A 20,669-nucleotide genomic window follows, 5' to 3' on the forward strand; every position below is an offset into this window, starting at 1 on the left:
GCCCTACCGTGCCGCCAGGGCGCGGAGGTAGCGTGCGTACGGGCTCCAGCGGGACCGGGGCGCGGTGCCGGCGAAGGCGGACTCGGCGCGGTCCAGACCGTCCTCCGGGCAGGCGTCGTGCATCGGGCGCCAGGCCAGCGGCCAGGTCAGGCGGGAGATGCCGGTGGTCCCCATGGCGAGGGTGTGCCGCAGGACGGTGCGCTCCGCGTCGACCGGCAGCACGGCGAACCCGTGGCAGCCGTGGAAGCCGCGTGGCCCCGCCCAACTGACCGGGCGTGCGGGGGCCTCAGCCGTCGGTGGCCGGGACGGCGGGAGTGGCGGGAGAGGGCTGGGGGGCCGACGGGGACGTGGTGATCCGGGGGAGGGCGTACGGGTGGTGCTCCACCAGCCAGGCGATCAGGCGTTCGCGGACCGCGCAGCGGACGGTCCAGACGTCGTCCGCGTTCTGCGCCGTGACCACCGCCCTGACCTGGATGGTGTGCGGGGTCGTGTCCGTGACGGCCAGGCCGGCGCCGCGGCCGTCCCATTCGGGGATGTCCTTCAGGATCCGCCGGAGCTGATTTCGCATCAGGTCCACCGGGGCGCTGTGGTCCAGGTGCCAGAAGACGGTCCCGGTCATCTGCGCGCCGCCGCGCGACCAGTTCTCGTACGGCTTGCTCGTGAAGTACGAGACCGGCATGGTGATGCGCCGTTCGTCCCAGGTGCGGACCGTGAGGAAGGTCAGGGTGATCTCCTCCACCGTGCCCCACTCCTTGTCCACCACCACCGTGTCGCCGATGCGGACGGTGTCGCCGAAGGCGATCTGGAGGCCGGCGAAGAGGTTGCCCAGTGCGGACTGGGCGGCGATGCCCGCGACGATGCCGAGGACGCCGGCCGAGGCCAGCAGGGAGGTCCCGACCGTCCGCATCGGCGGGAAGGTCAGCAGCATCGCGGCGATGGCCACGACGACGACCACCGCCGTCACCACCCGCTGGATCAGCGTCACCTGGGTCCGGACCCGGCGGACCCGGGCGAGGTCGGGGGCGCCGGCGGCGTAGTGGTCGTACGCGGAGTCGACGATCGCCGCCGCGATCCGCACCAGCAGCCAGGCCGCCGAGGCGATCAGGACGAGGGTCAGGGCCCGGCCGACTCCGACCCCGTGGTCGGGGAGGATGCCCGCCTGGCGGTGCGAACCCCGCAGGAGCGCGGTGCACAGGACGAGCTGGAAGGGCAGTCGGCAGCGGCGCAGCAGGCCCCACAGGGGAGTTTCGCTGTGCCGGGCGTCGGCGCGGCGCAGCAGCAGGTCCAGCACCCACCCCGCGAGCAGGGTGATGAGCAGCGAACCGCCGATGACCGTGAGCGGGCGCAGCACGTTCTCCATCTCCATGCGTAAGAACGTAACCGGAAGGTGCTGCCGGAAACTGGCACGATGGGAGGCATGAACATCATGCTTTTCCATTCGACGTACGGGCTGCGGCCCGCGGTGCACGCGGCGGCCGACCGGCTGCGCGCGGCCGGGCACCAGGTGCAGGTGCCGGATCTCTTCGGGGGCCGCACCTTCGACACCGTCGAAGAGGGCATGGCGCACCGGGACGAGATCGGCCGCGACGAGCTGCTCAAGCGCGCGGTGCTGGCCGCCGCCCCCTACTCCGACGAGGGCCTGGTCTACGCGGGCCTCTCCTTCGGCGGCTCCGTCGCCCAGCACCTGGCGATGGCCGACGACAAGGCGCGCGGGCTGCTGCTCCTGCACGGGACGGCGGACCTGGAGGACGGCGCCTCGGTGGACGAGCTGCCGGTGCAGCTGCACATCGCCGACCCGGACCCCTTCGAGCCGCACGACTGGCTGACCGCGTGGTACCTGCGGATGCGGCGGGCCGGGGCCGATGTGGAGGTCCATACCTACCCGGGGGCCGGGCACCTGTTCACGGACCCGGAGCTCGACGACTACGACGCCGAGGCGGCCGAGCAGGCCTGGAAGGTCGCGATCGGCTTCCTGGGCACCCTCTAGGCCGAACCTGGCGAGGCCGGTCCGAGCAGCCCGGACCGCCCCTCGCTCACGCCTCCCCGGCGCGCTCATGGCGCCGGGGAGGGGCAGCGCCGGTTCAGCCCGCCCGGTACGCGGTCCAGCTGCTCTGCATGCGGCTCACCTGGCCGGCGGAGAACTGGTACATGCAGGCGTCGTACGTGTAGTCCATGAAGTTGCGGATCGGGTCCGCGCCGCTCTTGCTGGCGCAGCTGTCGCGGCCTTCCGGGCACTCGTAGGCGGCGCTCTTCTCGGCCGGGGTGTCGGCGACGTAGTCGCCGTTGCCGTTGCAGCCGCCCTGGAAGGTGTGGTACAGGCCCAGCCAGTGGCCCACCTCGTGGGTCGCGGTGTCGCCCTCGTTGTAGTTGGCCGAGGAGCCGCCCGGCAGTGAGCTGTCGAGCAGGACCACGCCGTCCATCTTGGGGTTGGAGGCGTAGGAGGTCGGGAAGGTCGCCCACCCGAGCAGCCCGCCGGAGAGCTTGGCGGTGTAGACGTTGAGCGCGCCCGGACCGCCCTGGCGCAGGGTGTTCTTCATGTCCTTCTCGGCGGTGGAGCCGGAAGCCAGGTTGTACCAGGCGGCGTTGTCGGTGTAGTCGGTCGCCGCCAGGGTGAACTGGAAGTTGGAGTTCACATTGCCGGTGCCCTGGCCGCCGTATGCCGAGTTCAGGACGGCCAGCTGGCTGTTGACCTCGGTGGCCGTCAGCTTTCCGGCGGTGCCGGAGTGCACGACGTGGAAGTACACGGGGATGTTCACGACGGCCTCGGCGGCGCGGAGGCTGCGCTGCTGCTTGGAGGCCTTGTCCAGCTTCGCCTTGAGGTCGGCGTCCATGGCCTTGGCCTGGGCCTCGGTGACCTCGTTGGGCTCGTCCGCGTGCTCCTCGTGCTCGCGGGAGACGCGGGCGTTGGCTGCCCCGGTGGTCTCCTCCTCGGCGCACACCTCGGCGGGGGTCTTGGCGGCGGCGAGCGTGGTGGGGGCGGCGAGCGGGGTGAAGGCCAGGGTTGCGGCCAGTACTGCCGTACCCATCAGGCGGCGGCGGAGAAGGGGGGATATGCGGGCAAGAGCGCGCACGAGTGCTCCTCGCGGTGGGGGATGTAGCGGAGGGATCTCCTCACGCTGGCGCGAAGCTTATGTGTGCATGACATAATCCGGTCAAGACTTTTACGTTAAACATTTGTTGCTTCTGATGCGCATGGGGCGCTTGGTCTGCACCAAGCGCCCCATGCGGCCGTAAAATTGACGGTCAGTCAGTCAAATGCGGATCTGCTAGCGGACCGGCTGGTGCACCCGCTCCACCTGCTGAGTCCCGCTCAGGGTCCGGTAGGAGCGGGTCCACGCGGCGGTGGCGTCGGCCCGCCGCTTGTCGGAGACCACGTAGTAGTCCATCTGTGAGCGCTCGGCCGTCACGTCCAGCACGCCGAAGCCGTGCGCGTCCATATCGAGCCACTTGACGTGCCAGTTGGCGGCCTTGACGGCCGATTCCGCCACGAGTGAGGCGCTGCCCGCCGGCACGTGCAGGATGTCGTCGAGGTTGTCGGAGGTCACCGAGGTGACCACGAACTCGGTCGCCGCCGTCCCCGATCCCGGGTAGGTCGCCATGTTCACCGGGACCTCGTTCGCCCACGCCATGTGGATGTCGCCGGTCAGGAACACCGTGTTCTTGACGTTCCGCTCCTTCAGGTGGCTCAGGAGTTCCCTGCGGTCGTCCGTGTAGCCGTCCCATTGGTCCACATTGACCGCGAGTCCGCCCTCGGGCAGGCCGAGCAGCTTGGCGAGCGGCTTGAGCAGGTGCGCGGGCAGCGAGGCGACGGCCACCGGCGAGATCATCACCGACGTGCCGACCAGCTTCCAGGTCGCGTTCGAGCCCGCCAGGCCTGACTTGAGCCAGTCCAGCTGGGCGCGGCCGGTCAGGGTGCGCTCCGGATCGTCCACCGAACCGCTGCCGGCCTTGACCTGCTGCGAGCGGAAGGAGCGCAGGTCCAGCAGGTGCAGATCGGCGAGGGTGCCGAAGCGCAGGCGCCGGTAGACGGTGCCGGTGATGGAGGCGCGCACGGGCATCCACTCGAAGTACGCCTGCTTGGCGGCGGCCGCGCGGGCCGCCCACGCGCCCTCGCTCTCCGGCGTGTGGTTGCCGGCGCCTCCTTCCCAGGCGTTGTCCGCGAACTCGTGGTCGTCCCAGACCGCGATCACCGGGTGCGCCGAGTGCAGTGCCTGGAGGTCGCCGTCCGTCTTGTACTTGCCGTGGCGGGTGCGGTAATCGGCGAGTGAGACGATCTCGTGCCGCGGCTCGTGCGGGCGTACGACGTACTTCGCCTCCGGATATCCCCCTGACTGGTACTCGTATATGTAGTCGCCCAGATGCAGGACCGCGTCCAGATCCGTGCGGGCCGCCAGGTGGCGGTAGGCGGAGAAGTAGCCGGCCTCCCAGTTGGCGCACGAGACCACGCCGAAGCGGACCCCGGCCGTCGTCACGTCGTGGCCCGCGGTGGTCAGGGTGCGGCCGACGGGGGAGACGGCGGTGCCCGAGGTGAACCGGTACCAGTACGGCGTCCGCGGCCGCAGGCCGCGCACGTCCACCTTGACGGTGTGGTCGGTGGCGGCGGAGGCGGTGACGGTGCCCGCGGCGACGACCCGCGAGAAGGCCTTGTCCGCGGCCACCTCCCAGGCCACCTGTACGGCCGGACCGGCGCCGGAGCCGGGCACGGCCTCGGGGGTGGGGGTGACGCGGGTCCACAGCAGGACCCCGTCGGGCAGCGGATCGCCGGAGGCGACGCCGTGCAGGAAGGCCGGTGTCGCGGTGCCGGCGGCGGCGCCCGCGGCGTGGGCGGCCGTGGTGCCGAGCGAGGTCAGGGGGGCCAGCGCGGCGGTGGCCGCGGCGGCGAGGACTACCGTACGGCGGCGCGGAGTTGCCGCGGCCGAAGAGGGGGTGAGATGACTGGTCACGGATGATCATATTACCGACGGGTACAGCTCCGGACGCAGGGCTGAAAACGTAACAGGCGGGCGAACTCTGGTAGTCCGCCCGCCTGTTGGGGAGTCCTGTCCGGAAAAGCGGCTCAGGGAATGGCCGGGTCTCAGCCCTGCAGCGCCTTGTCGATCGCCACCGTGAACGCCTCGGCGGTCGAGGGGGTGTCGATCTTCTTGCCGTCCATCTTCAGCGTCGGCGTGCCCTTCACCCCGGACTTGTCGAAGGCCTTCGACATCTCCAGCGCCCACCGGTCGTACGTACCGTCCTCTACGGCCTTCTTGAACTCGGCGTTGCCCTTGAGCGCCGGGACCTCGTCCGCCACCTTCAGCAGGTAGTCGTCCTTGGCGAAGCTGTCGACCGTCTCCTCGGGGTGCAGCTCCTTGGAGTACAGCGCCGCCTTGAAGTCGAGGAAGGCCTCGGGGCTGACGTTCAGCGCCGCGCCCAGCGCGCTCAGCGCGTTCTTCGAGCCGTTGCCCTTGACGGCGTTGTCGATGAAGGTGGCGCCGACGTACTGGAGCTTGTACTTGCCGGCGTCCACGTCCTTCTTGACCTGCTCGCCGACCGCCTGTTCGAAGGTGGCGCACGCCGGGCAGCGGGAGTCCTCGTAGAGTTCCAGGGTCTTCTTCGCCTCGGGCTTGCCGACGACGACCGTGGTGCCGTCCTCACCCGTGGTGTTCTTCGGCTTGACCAGTTCCGCCTTGGCGGCCTTCTCCCAGGGGCCGGGCTGGGCGCTCTGCATGACCAGGTAACCGACGCCGCCCGCCAGGGCCAGGACCGCGGCGACCGCACCGCCCACGATGACCTGGCGGCGCACCTTGTCCTTCTTGGCTTGCTTCTCGCGCTCCGCCCGCAGCCGCTCGCGGGCGGCGGCCTTGTTCGCCTGGCTGTTGCGTGCACTCATGGTGATCTCCGTGGGATGTGGGATGGAAAGAGGGGACTGCCGTACGTGCGTCAGGCGCTGGTGAGCGCGCCGAGCACGGGAGGTCCCCGCCGTCCCACGGAGTGGGCGGGGAAGCGCGTACGGGCCCCCGTGCCCGGAAGGACCGGCCGCGGCGCCCGCCGCGCGGGCCCCGCGGCCGCCGCCACCGAGGCCACCGCCAGCAGCAGCGGGCGGAAGGCGAAGGCGGCCACCGCACGCAGCAGCTGCCCCAGGGCGCGCTCGCCGTAGCGGAGCCAGCCCGCGGCCAGCAGGCCGACCGAGACGTGCGCCCCGAGCAGGAGCCAGGGCGTCCAGGGGCCGGGCGCAACCAGCAGCGCCGCCGGATCGGCGGCGGGCCCGGCGACCTCGGTCAGCGGCCCGCCCACCGGGGCGCCGCCGCACAACTCGTGCAGGCCCATCGCGCGCAGGGGACCGGAGACCGGGCCGCCGGCCGGGCCGTAGCAGAGGTGCTGTCCGGCGGTGAAGACGGTGTCGGCGGCCAGCTCCAGTGGTACGAGCAGCCCGGCGATCGCGCCGAAGCCGCGCTCGCGGCCCGCCAGGGCGTAGGCGATCACGAAGACGCCGGCGAAGGCCCCGGCCACCAGCGCGGGCGGCAGGGGCACCTGGGACATGAGGACGTGCGAGCCGGCCGAGAGCAGCACGACGAGCGCGCTGAACAGCGCCGCCCGCAGCCCTCGGAGCCTCACCCCTGATATGTCCATCGTCGCGAGTGTGCCATGCGTCCCTGTGGAAGGGAGCGCCAGGCCCGGAACAGGCGCGCGGGGGCCGTCACCCAGCCCCTGCGGGCCGGCGCCCGGGTGACCACCAGGGCTCTTCTACGCGGTCAGCCGGCCGTTGCGGAAGAGGTCCACGAAGATCTGGTGGTCGGCGCGCGCCCGGGCCCCGTAGGTGTGGGCGAAGTCGACCAGGAGCTTCGCGAAGCCCTCCTCGTCGGCCGCGATCGCCGCGTCGATGGCGCGCTCGGTGGAGAAGGGGACCAGGGTGTGCCCGCTCTCGTCCTCGTCGGCCGCCCCGTGCATGGTCGCCGTCGCCCGGCCCAGGTCCGCGACCACGGCGGCGATCTGCTCCGGGTCGTCCAGGTCGGACCAGTCCAGGTCCACCGCGTACGGGGAGACCTCGGCCACCAGCTGCCCGGACCCGTCCAGCTCCGTCCAGCCCAGCCACGGGTCGGCATGGGCCTGTAGGGCCCGCTGGGAGATGACCGTGCGGTGCCCCTCGTGGCGGAAGTAGTCCCGCACGGCCCGGTCCGTGATGTGCCGGGACACCGCCGGGGTCTGCGCCTGCTTGAGGTAGATCACGACGTCGTTCTCCAGGGCGTCGCTGTGGCCCTCCAGCAGGATGTTGTAGGAGGGCAGGCCCGCCGAGCCGATGCCGACGCCGCGGCGGCCCACCACGTCCTTGACCCGGTAGGAGTCCGGCCGCACGAGCGATTCGTCGGGCAGGGTCTCCAGGTACCCGTCGAAGGCGGCCAGCACCTTGTAGCGGGTGGCGGCGTCCAGCTCGATGGTGCCCCCGCCGGCGGTGAAGCGGCGCTCGTACTCGCGGATCTCCGTCATGGAGTCCAGCAGGGAGAACCTGGTCCGGGAACGGGCCGAGCGCAGCGCGGCCAGCAGCGGGCCCTCGGCGGTGTCCAGGGTGAAGGAGGGCACCTCCTCCACCTTGGCGCCGGTGGCCAGGCGGTGGATGCGCTCCCGGTAGGCGCCCGCGTAGACCCGCACCAGCTCGCTGATCTGCTCGTCGCTGAGCGCCTTGGTGTAGCCGATCAGGGCGATGGAGGCGGCGAACCGCTTGAGGTCCCAGGTGAAGGGGCCGACGTAGGCCTCGTCGAAATCGTTGACGTTGAAGATCAGCCGGCCGGTCGAGTCCATGTACGTGCCGAAGTTCTCCGCGTGCAGATCACCGTGGATCCACACCCGGCCCGTCCGCTCGTCCAGGTACGGGCCGGCCTGCCGGTCGCCCTCCAGGTCGGCGTAGAAGAGGCAGGCCGTGCCCCGGTAGAAGGCGAAGGCGGAGGCCGCCATCTTCCGGAATTTGACCTGGAAGGCGGCGGGATCGGCGGCGAGCAGCTCACCGAACGCGGTGTCGAACACGTCGAGGATCCGCTCGGCGCGCTGCTCGTCGGTCGTCTCGGGAACCGCCATGGCGGATGCCTCCTGGTGGCGCTGGTGGAGCACGGTCGGACCGCGGTGGGATCCCGAACCGGCGGACGGGTGTCCTGGCTCTGCAACGGATGACCGTACCCGTCGGTGCCCGGGACCTGTCACCCGGCCGACGTAGGATTCGAAGCTGCCACCCTCTCTGCCCTCCGGAGGCTCCCACCGTGACCAAGCAGCCGTTCACGCACCTGCACGTCCACACCCAGTACTCGCTGCTGGACGGTGCCGCGCGGCTGAAGGACATGTTCAACGCGTGCAACGAGATGGGCATGACGCACATCGCCATGTCCGACCACGGCAACCTGCACGGGGCGTACGACTTCTTCCACTCCGCGAAGAAGGCCGGCATCACGCCGATCATCGGCATCGAGGCCTACGTCGCCCCCGAGTCCCGGCGCAACAAGCGCAGGATCCAGTGGGGCCAGCCGCACCAGAAGCGCGACGACGTCTCCGGCTCCGGCGGTTACACCCACAAGACGATCTGGGCGGCCAACGCAACCGGCCTGCACAACCTCTTCCGGCTGTCCTCCGACGCGTACGCCGAGGGCTGGCTCACGAAGTGGCCGCGCATGGACAAGGAGACCATCAGCAAGTGGTCCGAGGGGCTGATCGCCTCCACCGGCTGCCCCTCCGGCGAGGTCCAGACGCGGCTGCGCCTCGGCCAGTTCGACGAGGCCCTGAAGGCGGCCTCCGAGTACCAGGACATCTTCGGCAAGGAGCGGTACTTCCTGGAGCTGATGGACCACGGCATCGAGATCGAACGCCGCGTCCGCGACGGGCTGCTGGAGATCGGCAAGAAGCTCGGCATCCCGCCGCTGGTGACCAACGACTCGCACTACACCTACGCCAGCGAGGCCGGCGCCCACGACGCGCTGCTCTGCATCCAGACCGGCAAGAACCTCTCGGACCCGGACCGCTTCCGCTTCGACGGCACCGGCTACTACCTGAAGTCCACGGAGGAGATGTACGCCATCGACTCCTCTGACGCCTGGCAGGAGGGCTGCGCCAATACGTGGCGGGTCGCGGAGCAGGTCGACACCGAGGGCATGTTCCAGTTCCGCAACCTGATGCCGAAGTTCGACATCCCGGAGGGTTACACCGAGGTCACCTGGTTCCGCGAGGAGACCATGCGCGGCATGCACCGCCGCTACCCCGGGGGCATTCCGGAGGACCGGATGAAGCAGGCCGAGTACGAGATGGACACGATCATCTCGATGGGCTTCCCGGGCTACTTCCTCGTGGTCGCCGACTTCATCATGTGGGCCAAGAACCAGGGCATCGCGGTCGGCCCGGGCCGAGGCTCCGCGGCCGGTTCGATCGTCGCGTACGCCATGGGCATCACCGACCTCGACCCGCTCACCCACGGTCTGATCTTCGAGCGGTTCCTGAACCCCGAGCGCGTCTCCATGCCCGACGTCGACATCGACTTCGACGAGCGCAGGCGCGTCGAGGTGATCAGGTACGTGACCGAGAAGTACGGCCAGGACAAGGTCGCCATGATCGGCACCTACGGCACGATCAAGGCCAAGAACGCGATCAAGGACTCCGCCCGCGTCCTGGGCTACCCGTACGCCATGGGCGACCGGCTCACCAAGGCCATGCCCGCCGACGTCCTCGGCAAGGGCATCCCGCTCTCCGGCATCCTCGACCCGAAGCACCCGCGCTACGGCGAGGCCGGCGAGATCCGCGGGATGTACGAGAACGAGCCCGACGTGAAGAAGGTCATCGACACCGCCATGGGCGTCGAGGGCCTGGTCCGCCAGATGGGCGTGCACGCCGCCGGCGTGATCATGTCCAGCGAGACGATCACCGACCACGTGCCCGTCTGGGTCAGGCACACCGACCAGGTCACCATCACCCAGTGGGACTACCCGAGCTGCGAGGCGCTCGGCCTGCTGAAGATGGACTTCCTCGGCCTGCGCAACCTCACGATCATGGACGACGCCGTCAAGATGGTGAAGGCCAACAAGGGGATCGACATCGATCTCCTGGCCCTGCCGCTCGACGACCCCAAGACCTTCGAACTGCTCGGCCGGGGCGACACCCTCGGCGTCTTCCAGTTCGACGGCGGCCCCATGCGGGCCCTGCTGCGGCTGATGAAGCCCGACAACTTCGAGGACATCTCCGCCGTCTCGGCCCTGTACCGGCCGGGTCCGATGGGCATGAACTCGCACACGAACTACGCCCTGCGCAAGAACAAGCAGCAGGAGATCACCCCGATCCACCCGGAGCTGGAGAAGCCCCTCGAAGAGGTGCTCGCGGTCACCTACGGCCTGATCGTCTACCAGGAGCAGGTGCAGAAGGCCGCCCAGATCATCGCCGGCTACTCGCTCGGCGAGGCCGACATCCTGCGCCGCGTGATGGGCAAGAAGAAGCCCGAGGAACTGGCGAAGAACTTCACCATCTTCCAGGAGGGCGCCCGGAAGAACGGCTACACCGACCAGGCGATCCAGGCCCTGTGGGACGTCCTGGTCCCCTTCGCCGGCTACGCCTTCAACAAGGCCCACTCCGCCGCCTACGGCCTGGTCTCCTACTGGACCGCCTACCTCAAGGCGAACTACCCGGCCGAGTACATGGCCGGCCTGCTCACCTCGGTCAAGGACGACAAGGACAAGTCCGCGATCTACCTGAACGAATGCCGCCGGATGGGCATCAAGGTCCTGCCGCCGAACGTGAACGAGTCGGAGCCGAACTTCGCCGCCCAGGGCGACGACGTGATCCTCTTCGGGCTCACCGCCGTCCGCAACGTCGGCCAGAACGTCGTGGAATCGATCATCAAGACCCGGAAGGCGAAGGGGAAGTTCTCCTCCTTCCCCGACTTCCTGGACAAGGTCGAGGCCGTCGTCTGCAACAAGCGCACCATCGAATCGCTGATCAAGGCCGGCGCCTTCGACGAGATGGGCCACACCCGCAAGGGGCTCGTCGCCCACCACGAACAGATGATCGACAACGTCGTCGCGGTCAAGCGCAAGGAGGCGGAGGGGCAGTTCGACCTCTTCGGCGCGATGGGCGACGAGAGCGCGAGCGACGAGCCGGGCTTCGGCCTGGACGTCGAGTTCTCCGACGTCGAGTGGGAGAAGTCCTACCTGCTCGCCCAGGAGCGCGAGATGCTCGGCCTCTACGTCTCCGACCACCCCCTCTTCGGCCTGGAGCACGTGCTCTCCGACAAGACGGACGCCGGAATCTCCCAGCTGACCGGCGGCGAGCACTCCGACGGCGCGGTCGTCACCATCGGCGGCATCATCTCCGGCCTCCAGCGCAAGATGACCAAGCAGGGCAACGCCTGGGCCATCGCCACCGTCGAGGACCTGGCCGGCTCCATCGAGTGCATGTTCTTCCCCGCGACCTACCAGCTCGTCTCCACCCAGCTGGTCGAGGACACCGTCGTCTTCGTCAAGGGCCGCCTCGACAAGCGCGAGGACGTCCCCCGGCTGGTCGCCATGGAGCTGATGGTCCCCGACCTCACGTCCGCCGGAACCAACGCCCCCGTCGTGCTCACCATCCCCACCGTCAAGGTCACGCCTCCGATGGTGACCCGGCTGGGGGAGATCCTGCGCCACCACCGGGGCAACACCGAGGTGCGGATCAAGCTCCAGGGACCGCGGACCACGACCGTGCTGCGCCTCGACAAGCACCGCGTACAGCCCGACCCGGCGCTCTTCGGGGACCTCAAGGTGCTGCTCGGGCCGTCCTGCCTGGCGGGATGAGACCGCCGCGGAACGGACGGAAGGGCCCGACCGGCGCCGCCGGGCGGACCCTTCCCGTTCCGCGCCGCTCCTGACCGGAGCGGCCGGATCAGTTGTGGCCGAACTTCTTCTGCCTGCTCTTGTGGGCCAGGTCCATGGGACTCGGCGACGGCGACACCGACTCGCTGCCGGAGTGCGCCGGACTCCTGCCCGGATCCTGCGCCGAGGCGCGTTCCTGGGACTTCGCCGGCTGCTTCTGGTTCTTGTTCTTGGCCATGGTGGAGCCTCCATGAGGGTCTAGGGGCCAGGACCGCCTTCACACTCACACAGCACCGGAAACCGCGCATTTTGGATCATTGCTGTTCGTAACCGGTGATCCTTCTCCTCCGGCACGGGAGATCCGCCACGCCGGTGATCGAGTTCCGGCCTTCAACACCCTTGCCGTCGGGCAGACTCGGGGAATATCCAGAGGACCCCCAGGGAAGAGGGTGGAACGCGTGGACCGCTGCGTCGTCCTGGTGGACGCCGGCTATCTGCTGGGCGCCGCCGCGAGCCTTCTCGCAGGGGAGCCCTCCCGCTCCCGCATCACCGTCGACCACGCCGCCCTCATCCAGGGCCTGCGCGAACGCGCCGAAGCCGACACCGAACAGCCGCTGCTGCGCATCTACTGGTTCGACGGTGCACCCGACCGGGTGCCGCAGCCCGAACACCGGCGGCTGCGCGTCATGCCCCGCGTCACCGTGCGCCTCGGCGCCCTGACCCGCAGTGACGGGCGCTGGGCCCAGAAGGGCGTCGACGCCGCCATGCACGCCGAGCTGACCGAACTGGCCCGCAACCGCGCCTGCTCCGACGTGGTCCTGGTGACCGGCGACGGCGACCTGCTGCCCGGCTTGATGTCCGCCAAGGAACACGGCGTCGCCGTCCACCTGTGGGCCGTCCAGGCCGCCGACGGGGACTACAACCAGTCCGAGGACCTCGTCGCCGAGGCGGACGAACGCCGCGTCCTGGACCGGGCCTGGATCACCCGGGCCGTCCGGGCCAAGGACTTCACCGGCCTGTGCTCCCCGCCGCCCGCGCCGCGCCCCGACATCGCCGCCATCCTCTCCGCCCCGCTGCCCGAGGCGGCCCTCGCCGAGGCCGCCCGCAACGGCTCCGCCGCCGCCGGGGAGAGCGCCGGGGACGGCGGCCCCGTACCGGCGCCCGTCGGCCCCGGCGGCAGGGCCGTACCCACGCCCAAGGACCTCGCCGGCTCGCTGCGCGCGCCGGGCCAGCAGGCCGGGCAGCACGCCCAGCAGCCCCCGGCCGGCAGCGCCCTGCGCTGGTCCTCCGACAAGGGGTGGATCGACCGGGCCGGACCGCTCGGCGAACCGGCCGAGACCGCCTCCCTGCCCACCCTGGCCCAGCTCACCAGCGCCGAACAGCGCTGGGCGGACCGGGAGGAGGACATCACCACCGTCGGCGGTGACCCGTTCGAGGTGGGACAGGTCTTCGCCCGCCGGTGGATGGAACGCCTCCCGGAGAACGTGCACCTGCAGAAGCTGGCGACGATGTACCCGCGGATCCCGCACCGGATCGACGGGGAGCTGCTGCGCTACGCCGCCCGGTTCGGCCTGCTCGCGCACAAGGACGACCAGATCGACGAGCACGACCGGTATGCCATCCGGGCCGGTTTCTGGCGGGAGATCGACGTCCGGGCCGCGGCCGACCACGTGGCCGCCGGAGCGGGCGCCGTACCCGCCGCCGGGCCCGGGGCCCCGGCAGCCGAGTAGGGGCGGCGAGCACGTAGGCTGCTCCCTCGTGAGTACGGGCACAGCACAGGCGGGCACGACGGCGGCAGCGACCGCGCGCGGGGCCCGCGACGTCGTCTGCGCGGTGCGTGACCTGGTCAGGACCTATCCCGCGGTACGGGGACGGCGCGGGGCCCCCGCCCTGCCGGAGACCCGCGCGACCGACGGCGTCTGCCTGGACGTCCGGCGCGGCGAGGTCTTCGGCCTGCTCGGCCCCAACGGCGCCGGCAAGTCGACTTTGGTCCGCCAGCTCACCGGCCTCATGCGGCCCGACTCGGGCACCGTGACCCTCCTCGGCCACGACCTCGTACGCCACCCCGAGCGGGCGGCCCGGCTGCTCGCCTACCTCGGGCAGGAATCCACCGCCCTCGACGAGCTCACCGTGGCCCTGGCCGCCGAGACGACGGGACGGCTGCGCGGACTGGGGGCACGGGCGGCGAAGGCCGCGCGGGACGCCGTACTGGAGGAACTGGGGCTGACCGCGATCGCCGGGCGGCCCCTGAAGAAGCTCTCCGGCGGCCAGCGGCGGCTGGCGTGCTTCGCCACCGCGCTGGTGGGGGAGCGCCCGGTGCTGGTCCTCGACGAGCCCACCACGGGCATGGACCCGGTCGCCCGGCGGGCCGTGTGGTCGGCCGTCGACCGGCGGCGCGCACAGCACGGCGTCACCGTCCTGCTCGTCACGCACAACGTCATCGAAGCGGAGACGGTCCTCGACCGGGTCGCCGTCATGGACCAGGGCCAGGTCATCGCCTGCGACACCCCGGCCGGACTGAAGGCGCGGGTCTCGGGCGAGGTCCGGCTGGAGCTGGTGTGGCGCTCCACCGCCCCGCTGGACGTTCCGGAGGTCGCCGCGCTGGCGCCGCTGGCGGTCGAGTCGGGGCGCCGCTGGGTGCTGCGGCTGCCCCCGGACCAGGCGCGGGCCGCGGTGGCCGCCGTCACCGGAGGGCCGGCTTTCGCCGCGCTCGACGATTTCACATGGACGACCCCGAGCCTGGAGGACGTGTACCTCGCGCTCGGCGGCAGGACGAACGGGCTGGTGAAGTCGTGACCGACCGCTCCACGGGCGCAGTCGTACCGGCCCCGGCCGAGGGTCCGGCCGTCGTGCAGGCCCCGGCCGAGGGTCCGGCCGTCGCCGCGCCGCTGGCTCCGCGGGCACGGTTCTTCCCCGCGCTGGCCGCCGTCTACCGGGCGCAGCTGTCCCGGGCGCGGGTGGCGCGGATCCCGCTGCTGTTCGTCGCCACCTTCCAGTCGGTCGGCATCATGATCCTCATGCGGGGCGTGGTGGACGGCGGCTCGGAGGCCCGCGCCGTCGTCGCCGGTTCCTCCGTACTCGTCGTCGCCTTCGTCGCGCTGAACCTGCTCGCCCAGTACTTCGGGCAGCTGCGCGCCGGGGGCGGGCTCGACCACTACGCCACGCTGCCGGTGCCGCCCGCCTCGGTGGTGCTGGGCGCGGCGGGCGCGTACGCCTCCTTCACGCTGCCGGGGACCCTGGTCACCGCCGTCTTCGGGTGCGTGCTGTTCGGGCTGCCGATGGGCGCGCTGTGGATCCTGGCCGCGGTGGTGCCCCTGGCCGGAGCCGCGCTGGCCGGGCTCGGGGCGGCCCTCGGGCTGCTGGCCCCGCGCCAGGAACTCGCCACGCTGGCCGGACAGCTCGGCATGTCGGCGGCACTGCTGCTGGGGGTGCTGCCGCCGGAGCGGATGCCGGACCTCATCGTGTGGGCGCGGGACCTGCTGCCCTCGACCTACGCCGTGGAAGCCTTCGCGGCCACCTTCGCCCCCCACCCGGACTGGGCGGCCGTCGCGCTCGACCTCGGCGTGTGCGCCGGCGTCGGCGTCCTCTCGCTGGCCGTCGCGACCTGGGCGTACCGGCGGGCAGCGGTCCGCTGACGCCGGCGGCGGGCGTACCTGGCACGATGTGAGGGTGACCGACGCCGTGACCCCGCCCTCCTCCTTCGACCCGCCTTCTTTCCCGTACGGGAAGCTGGGGGACGCCGCCGACCGGATCACCGCGCGGGACGTCCGCGACGGGGCCACGACCGCCATCCTGGTGGCGGTGGCCGGGGTGTTCCTCGCCCTGCTGTGGGCCTGGCTGGCGCCGCGGGCGCAGTACGTCTCCAACGGTGAGGCGGTGTTCCTGCGCAGCACCGAGAGCGAGGCGCGGATCGGGTCCGACGGGGCGTTCTTCCTGCTGTCGGTGGGCTTCGGCGTGCTCAGCGCCGTCGCCACCTTCTTGTGGCGCCGCCGGGGCGGCGTACCGCTGGTGCTCGGGCTCGCCGCGGGATCGGTCTTCGCCGCGCTGGTGGGGTGGCGGCTCGGGCTGTGGCTGGGGCCGAGCACGGACCTGGCGGCGGCCGCGGCGAAGGCGGGCAAGGGGGTTCCGTTCGAGGCGCCGCTGCAGTTGCTGGCGCACGGGGTGCTGCTGGTCTGGCCGATGACCGCGGTGGCGGCGCATCTGGCCCTGACCGCCCTGTGGTCGCCGCGGGATCCCGTACCGGACCCGGCCGCCGGATGGTCTGCGGTCTACCCGCCGCCGCACGTCCACGCCGACCCGGCCGCGCCGGAGCCGCCGCGCGGCTGACACCCCCGGCGGAGCCCACGCGAGGGCGCCCGGTGGGCGGTTACGGGCGGGCGATGGGCGCCAGCACGGCCCGCGTCAGCGCCGTCAGGTCCCCGGGGGACAGCTCCACCTCCAGGCCGCGGCGGCCGGCCGACACACAGATCGTGGCCCGCGCGGCGGCCGACGCGTCCAGGACCGTGGGCAGCCGCCTGCGCTGCCCCAGGGGGGAGATGCCGCCGCGCACGTATCCGGTGGTGCGTTCCGCCAGCGCCGGGTCGGCCATCGCCGCGCGCTTGCCGCCGACCGCCGCCGCCAGTGCCTTCAGGTCCAGCGAGCCGGATACCGGGACCACCGCCACCGTGAGGACGCCGTCCACGTCCGTGACCAGGGTCTTGAAGACACGCTCCGGTGCGACGCCCATCGCCTCGGCGGCTTCCCCGCCGTAGGAGGGGTGCGCCGGGTCGTGCTCGTAGGCGTGCGTGGTGAAGGCGACACCCGCCGCCGTGAGGGCGGCGATCGCCGGGGTACCGGCGGGCTGCTGCTGCTTCTTCTTCCCCATCAGTTCGGGCTGGTGGGGGCGCGGGTGAGGTCCACCGCGGGCAGGGACGGGAGGTGGCGGATGACCGCGGTCTCCGTGCGCAGCAGCTTCAGTTCCTCGGCCAGCCGGGTCGCCGTGTCCGGGGCCTGGAGCAGCCGCTGCCGGGCCGGGATGTCCAGCACCGCCGCCGCTGCCACCAGGTACGAGACCACCGACGGGTCGTCCGGCAGCTCCGCGCCGGTCAGGGACCGCTCGCGGGCCCCGGCCAGGCGCTTCTGGTAGGTGCGAAAGGCCCGTAGGACTCCTTCGGCCAGGGTCGCGGCGCCCTCGCCCGGGTCCTCGGGGAGCTCCTCCAGTTCCGCGGTCAGGAAGGGGCCCGAGGCATCGACGGACAGCAGGCGGACCCGGGTGGTGCCGGTCGCCAGGACCTCGAAGCTGCCGTCCTCCCGCTCGCGGATCGTCGCCGCGTCCGCGATGCAGCCCACCCGGTGGAAGGCCTGGATCGGGTCGGCTCCGAAGCCCGCGGCCGGGCCGCGCTCCGGAAGGGCCGTCTGGTCCGGCAGGCCGGGCGCGGTCGGCGCGACCTCGCGGCCGTCGCGGATCGCGACGACGGCGAAGCGGCGCGGCTCGTCCTCGCCCGTCTTCAGCAGCTCGCGCATCATGACGCGATAACGCTCCTCGAAGATGTTCAGCGGGAGGACGAGCCCGGGGAACAGCACTGAGTTCAGCGGGAAGAGGGGCAGGCGAACGGTGGTCACCAGGCACAGGGTAGTGGCCGCGGGCCCCGGAATGTCCGCCGGACCGGGACGGGACCTGCCCGGATCGAGGCGGGACCGGCCCCGGGTCGGCGCAGGACCGCCGGGACCGCGGCCACTACCCGCCCGGGGGGCGGCATGGCGCCGTGCCGCCCCCGGTCCGGGCACCGGCCGCGGTGCCCCGGCCGCCGTGAGCCGGGCCCCTGCCCCCGTCACCCCCTTCGCAGCAGGCGGGACGCGCCCGCCGCCACCGTCGTGGCCAGGATCCAGCCCAGGATGACGAGGGCCGCCGCGCCCCACTGCCAGCCGCCCGCCACCTTCCAGTGGCCCTGCTGGCCGAGGTCGATCACCGGCAGCAGCAGGTCCAGGGCGTACAGGGCGGCATTCCACTGCGGGTGCTCGTCCGCCTTGATCGGGGGCGGGTCGTGCTGGGAGAACAGCAGCGCGCCCGCCGCCCACAGGACCGCCATCCACAGCGCCGCCCGGCCCGGGCGGTACCCGTACACCACCGTCCAGTCCTGGAGGTGGCCCCAGGCCTTGGCCGCCCGGGGCAGCGTGGCCCTGCGCCGCCGCTGTTTGGCGAGCAGCACCTCCCGCGCCTCCGCGTCCTCACCGCTGGCCCGCAGGACGGCCGCCAGGCGCTCGTACGGCTCCGGAGAGTACTCGGGGGTGGCCGCCTCCACCCAGGCCAGCCGGCTCGACAGCGGGAAGTGCCCGCGGGGTGCGAGGGTCTCGTAGACGAAGCCCTCGATCGACACCCCGCCCGGGCCCGGCCAGCTCGTGGCGGTGTCGACCAGCTTGACCACCTTGGCCCCGGACACCACCACCCGCCCTTGCTCGGGCCGCTCGCCCACGAAACGGAACTCGGGGGTCTGGATCCGGCGCAGGGAGATCTCCTGCTCGGCGGTGAGCCGGAACCGCGCGCCGTAGAAGTCGACGGCGTCGCCGAAGCGGCCGTCGTCCAGCCGCAGCCCGCCCCGGCACTCGAAGGGCTGGGCCCGCTGCCCGCGCGTCGGCGTCTGGCCCAGCCCGTACGGGGGAGTGGAAGAGCCCGAACCGCCGGGGACGTAGTCCAGCGCGATCGAGGTCAGGTACAAGGTCCGCTCGACGGTCAGCTGCGGGGCGTTCAGCGCGTACCGACCGTACGCGTTGCGCAGGCGGGCCCCGCGCAGGTTCATCGACACGCCGACCTTCGCGCCCCGCAGGCTCACCTCGCCGTACGTCTCCAGCAGCTCGCCCTGGAAGTCCTGGGCCACCGACATCCCGTCGGCCGCGATCGCCCGGCCCTTGGTGTCGCGCTGCACCACGGCCTGGCTGATCAGCAGATCGGTGCCGATCTGCGCGTCGGTCAGCCGGATGCCCCGGGCCACCCGGCAGCGCGGCAGGTGCAGGTCCCCCTCGGTGTGCAGGCGCGCCGCGTCCAGCCGCGGAATCGCGCAGTTGACCAGGCGCAGCGTGCCGAAGCGGGCCTCGGAGAGCTGTATCTCGCCGTCGAAGCGGCAGGCCTGGAGCTCCACGTACGGCGCCACCGTGCCGCCGGACACGTCGAGCCGCCCGGTGATCCGCACGCCGCGCAGCTTGAGCGAGGCCACCCGCCCCGGGACGGGCGGCGGCCCGTGGAGGAGCAGCAGCGCCACGATCTCGGCGCGGACAGCGCGCTCCGCCCCCCAGGTCCCGTCGTCGTGCGGATCGTCGCGGCCGGCGGCGCGCGCGCTGAGGTCGCAGACGCTGCCCGTGCGGTAGGCGCTCCACATGCGGCGCTCGGGACCGGTGAGATCCGCCGGTTCCCCCTCCTCGCGCACCTCCGTCATGGCGGCCCCCCTCCGCTGTTCCTGTCCGTAGGGGAACGCTAACGGGCGGGTGTGACAGCCGGGACTCGTATCAGCCAGTGATACAGGGGAACGGTGCCGCTAGCCGGTCTGAGAGAATTGTGGCGTGATCTCTCGTATCGACCTGCGCGGTGACGCCCTCCCCGAGGGCGGCGCCCTGCGCGATCTGCTGCCCCGTGCCGAGTTCGACGTAGCGGCCGCCCTGGACAAGGTGCGGCCCATCTGCGAGGACGTCCATCATCGTGGCACCGCGGCGCTGATCGACTACGCGCGGAAGTTCGACGGGGTCGAGCTCTCGCAGGTCCGGGTGGACGCGCGGGCCATCACGGCCGCCCTGGAGCAGCTGGACCCCGCCGTCCGCGCCGCCCTTGAGGAGTCGATCCGGCGCGCCCGGATCGTCCACCGCAATCAGCGCCGCACCGAGCACACCACCCAGGTGGTCCCGGGCGGCACGGTGACGGAGAAGTGGGTTCCGGTGGAGCGCGTGGGGCTGTACGCCCCGGGCGGCCGCTCGGTGTACCCGTCCTCCGTGGTGATGAACGTCGTACCGGCGCAGGAGGCCGGCGTCGAGTCGATCGCGCTCGCGTCCCCGCCGCAGGCCGAGTTCGGGGGCCTGCCGCACCCGACGATCCTCGCCGCCTGCGCCCTGCTGGGTGTGGACGAGGTGTATGCGGCCGGGGGCGCCCAGGCCGTCGCGATGTTCGCGTACGGGACCGAGGAGTGCCCGCCCGCGAACATGGTCACCGGCCCCGGCAACATCTGGGTCGCCGCCGCCAAGCGCTACTTCACCGGCAAGATCGGCATCGACACCGAGGCCGGCCCGACCGAGATCGCGGTCCTCGCGGACTCCACGGCCGATCCGGTGCACGTCGCCGCCGACCTGATCAGCCAGGCCGAGCACGACCCGCTCGCCGCGGCAGTCCTCGTCACCGACTGCGAGGAGCTCGCGGCCGCCGTCGAGAAGGAGCTGGAGCCGCAGGTCGCGGCCACCAAGCACGTCGAGGACCGGATCAAGCCGGCCCTCGCCGGCCGCCAGTCCGCGATCGTGCTGGTCGACAGCCTGGAGGACGGACTCAAGGTGGTCGACGCGTACGGCGCCGAGCACCTGGAGATCCAGACCGCCGACGCCGCCGCCGTGGCCGCCCGGGTCCGCAACGCCGGCGCCATCTTCGTCGGCCCCTGGGCCCCCGTCTCGCTCGGCGACTACTGCGCCGGGTCGAACCACGTGCTGCCCACCGGCGGCTGCGCCTGCCACTCCTCCGGCCTGTCCGTGCAGTCCTTCCTGCGCGGCATCCACATCGTGGACTACACGCGCGACGCCCTCGCCGAGGTCGCCCACCACGTGGTGACGCTCGCCGAGGCCGAGGACCTCCCGGCGCACGGGGCAGCCGTGAAGGCCCGTTTTGCCGGAGGCGAACAAGACGAGCACAGTGCCGGAGGCGAACAAGACGAG

17 protein-coding genes and 1 pseudogene are annotated in these 20,669 nt (G+C 71.9%); 7 read left to right on the top strand and 11 right to left on the bottom strand.

Going from position 1 to position 20,669, the window contains the following annotated elements; translation table 11 throughout:
* Positions 1 to 3: 3 nt before the first annotated feature.
* Both ACWDX7_RS08010 and ACWDX7_RS08015 read right to left on the bottom strand, forming a co-directional pair.
* A complete protein-coding gene (locus tag ACWDX7_RS08010; protein WP_451492435.1) occupies positions 4 to 222 on the bottom strand; it encodes a hypothetical protein in 219 nt (72 codons plus the stop codon).
* A 64-nt stretch (positions 223 to 286) separates the two neighbouring features.
* A complete protein-coding gene (locus ACWDX7_RS08015) occupies positions 287 to 1,360 on the bottom strand; it encodes a mechanosensitive ion channel family protein (protein WP_451492490.1) in 1,074 nt (357 codons plus the stop codon).
* Positions 1,361 to 1,408: 48 nt separating this feature from the next.
* Here ACWDX7_RS08015 and ACWDX7_RS08020 point away from each other — a divergent pair, with 48 nt between their 5' ends.
* Entirely contained in the window at positions 1,409 to 1,987 is a 579-nt protein-coding gene (locus ACWDX7_RS08020; protein WP_451492434.1) for a dienelactone hydrolase family protein, read from the top strand.
* A 94-nt stretch (positions 1,988 to 2,081) separates the two neighbouring features.
* Here the strand turns inward: ACWDX7_RS08020 and ACWDX7_RS08025 are convergent, their stop codons facing one another.
* The 5 genes from ACWDX7_RS08025 to ACWDX7_RS08045 form a co-directional block, all read right to left on the bottom strand.
* Positions 2,082 to 3,026 (bottom strand): zinc metalloprotease, encoded by a 945-nt coding sequence (locus ACWDX7_RS08025; protein WP_451750020.1) that lies wholly within the window; start codon positions 3,024 to 3,026, stop codon positions 2,082 to 2,084.
* 240 nt (positions 3,027 to 3,266) lie between these two features.
* Positions 3,267 to 4,943 carry an alkaline phosphatase D family protein gene (locus ACWDX7_RS08030; protein WP_451492652.1) on the bottom strand — a complete coding sequence of 559 codons (1,677 nt, stop codon included), beginning with the start codon at positions 4,941 to 4,943 and terminating at the stop codon, positions 3,267 to 3,269.
* A gap of 131 nt (positions 4,944 to 5,074) precedes the next feature.
* Complete coding sequence (locus ACWDX7_RS08035; RefSeq protein ID WP_451492651.1) at positions 5,075 to 5,869, bottom strand: DsbA family protein; 795 nt, start codon at positions 5,867 to 5,869, stop codon at positions 5,075 to 5,077.
* 50 nt (positions 5,870 to 5,919) lie between these two features.
* Positions 5,920 to 6,609 carry a hypothetical protein gene (locus ACWDX7_RS08040; RefSeq protein WP_451492650.1) on the bottom strand — a complete coding sequence of 230 codons (690 nt, stop codon included), beginning with the start codon at positions 6,607 to 6,609 and terminating at the stop codon, positions 5,920 to 5,922.
* A gap of 114 nt (positions 6,610 to 6,723) precedes the next feature.
* Positions 6,724 to 8,049 carry a DUF2252 domain-containing protein gene (locus ACWDX7_RS08045; protein ID WP_451492649.1) on the bottom strand — a complete coding sequence of 442 codons (1,326 nt, stop codon included), beginning with the start codon at positions 8,047 to 8,049 and terminating at the stop codon, positions 6,724 to 6,726.
* Between the two features lie 179 nt (positions 8,050 to 8,228).
* On the opposite strand from ACWDX7_RS08045, the gene dnaE reads away from it, so the two are divergent.
* Positions 8,229 to 11,771: a DNA polymerase III subunit alpha gene (gene dnaE, locus ACWDX7_RS08050; RefSeq protein ID WP_451492648.1), complete on the top strand. Its 3,543-nt coding sequence runs from the start codon at positions 8,229 to 8,231 to the stop codon at positions 11,769 to 11,771.
* Positions 11,772 to 11,859: 88 nt separating this feature from the next.
* Here the strand turns inward: dnaE and ACWDX7_RS08055 are convergent, their stop codons facing one another.
* Complete coding sequence (locus ACWDX7_RS08055) at positions 11,860 to 12,027, bottom strand: hypothetical protein (protein WP_451492647.1); 168 nt, start codon at positions 12,025 to 12,027, stop codon at positions 11,860 to 11,862.
* A gap of 211 nt (positions 12,028 to 12,238) precedes the next feature.
* Here ACWDX7_RS08055 and ACWDX7_RS08060 point away from each other — a divergent pair, with 211 nt between their 5' ends.
* From ACWDX7_RS08060 to ACWDX7_RS08075, 4 genes are read left to right on the top strand one after another with little or no spacing between them, the layout of a single operon-like run.
* Positions 12,239 to 13,519 (top strand): NYN domain-containing protein, encoded by a 1,281-nt coding sequence (locus tag ACWDX7_RS08060; protein ID WP_451492646.1) that lies wholly within the window; start codon positions 12,239 to 12,241, stop codon positions 13,517 to 13,519.
* A gap of 28 nt (positions 13,520 to 13,547) precedes the next feature.
* The gene (locus ACWDX7_RS08065; RefSeq protein ID WP_451492645.1) at positions 13,548 to 14,585 is read left to right on the top strand and encodes an ABC transporter ATP-binding protein; all 1,038 of its coding nucleotides are present in this window, start codon (positions 13,548 to 13,550) and stop codon (positions 14,583 to 14,585) included.
* On the top strand, positions 14,582 to 15,424 hold the full coding sequence (locus tag ACWDX7_RS08070) for an ABC transporter permease (protein ID WP_451492644.1): 843 nt from the start codon (positions 14,582 to 14,584) through the stop codon (positions 15,422 to 15,424). Before ACWDX7_RS08065 ends, ACWDX7_RS08070 begins: the two co-directional genes overlap by 4 nt.
* Before the next feature lie 34 nt (positions 15,425 to 15,458).
* Positions 15,459 to 16,115 (top strand): hypothetical protein, encoded by a 657-nt coding sequence (locus ACWDX7_RS08075; RefSeq protein ID WP_451492643.1) that lies wholly within the window; start codon positions 15,459 to 15,461, stop codon positions 16,113 to 16,115.
* Positions 16,116 to 16,155: 40 nt separating this feature from the next.
* On the opposite strand, the gene ybaK is transcribed toward ACWDX7_RS08075, so the two are convergent.
* The 3 genes from ybaK to ACWDX7_RS08090 all read right to left on the bottom strand — a co-directional run bounded on the left by ybaK (position 16,156) and on the right by ACWDX7_RS08090 (position 19,198).
* Positions 16,156 to 16,653, bottom strand: coding sequence for a Cys-tRNA(Pro) deacylase (gene ybaK / locus ACWDX7_RS08080; RefSeq protein ID WP_451492642.1), 498 nt, complete (start codon positions 16,651 to 16,653; stop codon positions 16,156 to 16,158).
* Entirely contained in the window at positions 16,653 to 17,390 is a 738-nt protein-coding gene (locus ACWDX7_RS08085; RefSeq protein ID WP_451492641.1) for an LON peptidase substrate-binding domain-containing protein, read from the bottom strand. The genes ybaK and ACWDX7_RS08085 overlap by 1 nt, the downstream gene beginning before the upstream one ends.
* A gap of 209 nt (positions 17,391 to 17,599) precedes the next feature.
* On the bottom strand, positions 17,600 to 19,198 hold the full coding sequence (locus tag ACWDX7_RS08090) for an oxidoreductase (protein WP_451492640.1): 1,599 nt from the start codon (positions 19,196 to 19,198) through the stop codon (positions 17,600 to 17,602).
* 124 nt (positions 19,199 to 19,322) lie between these two features.
* On the opposite strand from ACWDX7_RS08090, the pseudogene hisD reads away from it, so the two are divergent.
* Positions 19,323 to 20,621: pseudogene (gene hisD / locus ACWDX7_RS08095) on the top strand (histidinol dehydrogenase); the annotation flags it as partial.
* Positions 20,622 to 20,669 lie beyond the last annotated feature (48 nt).

The organism is Streptomyces sp. NPDC003034, from assembly GCF_053591375.1.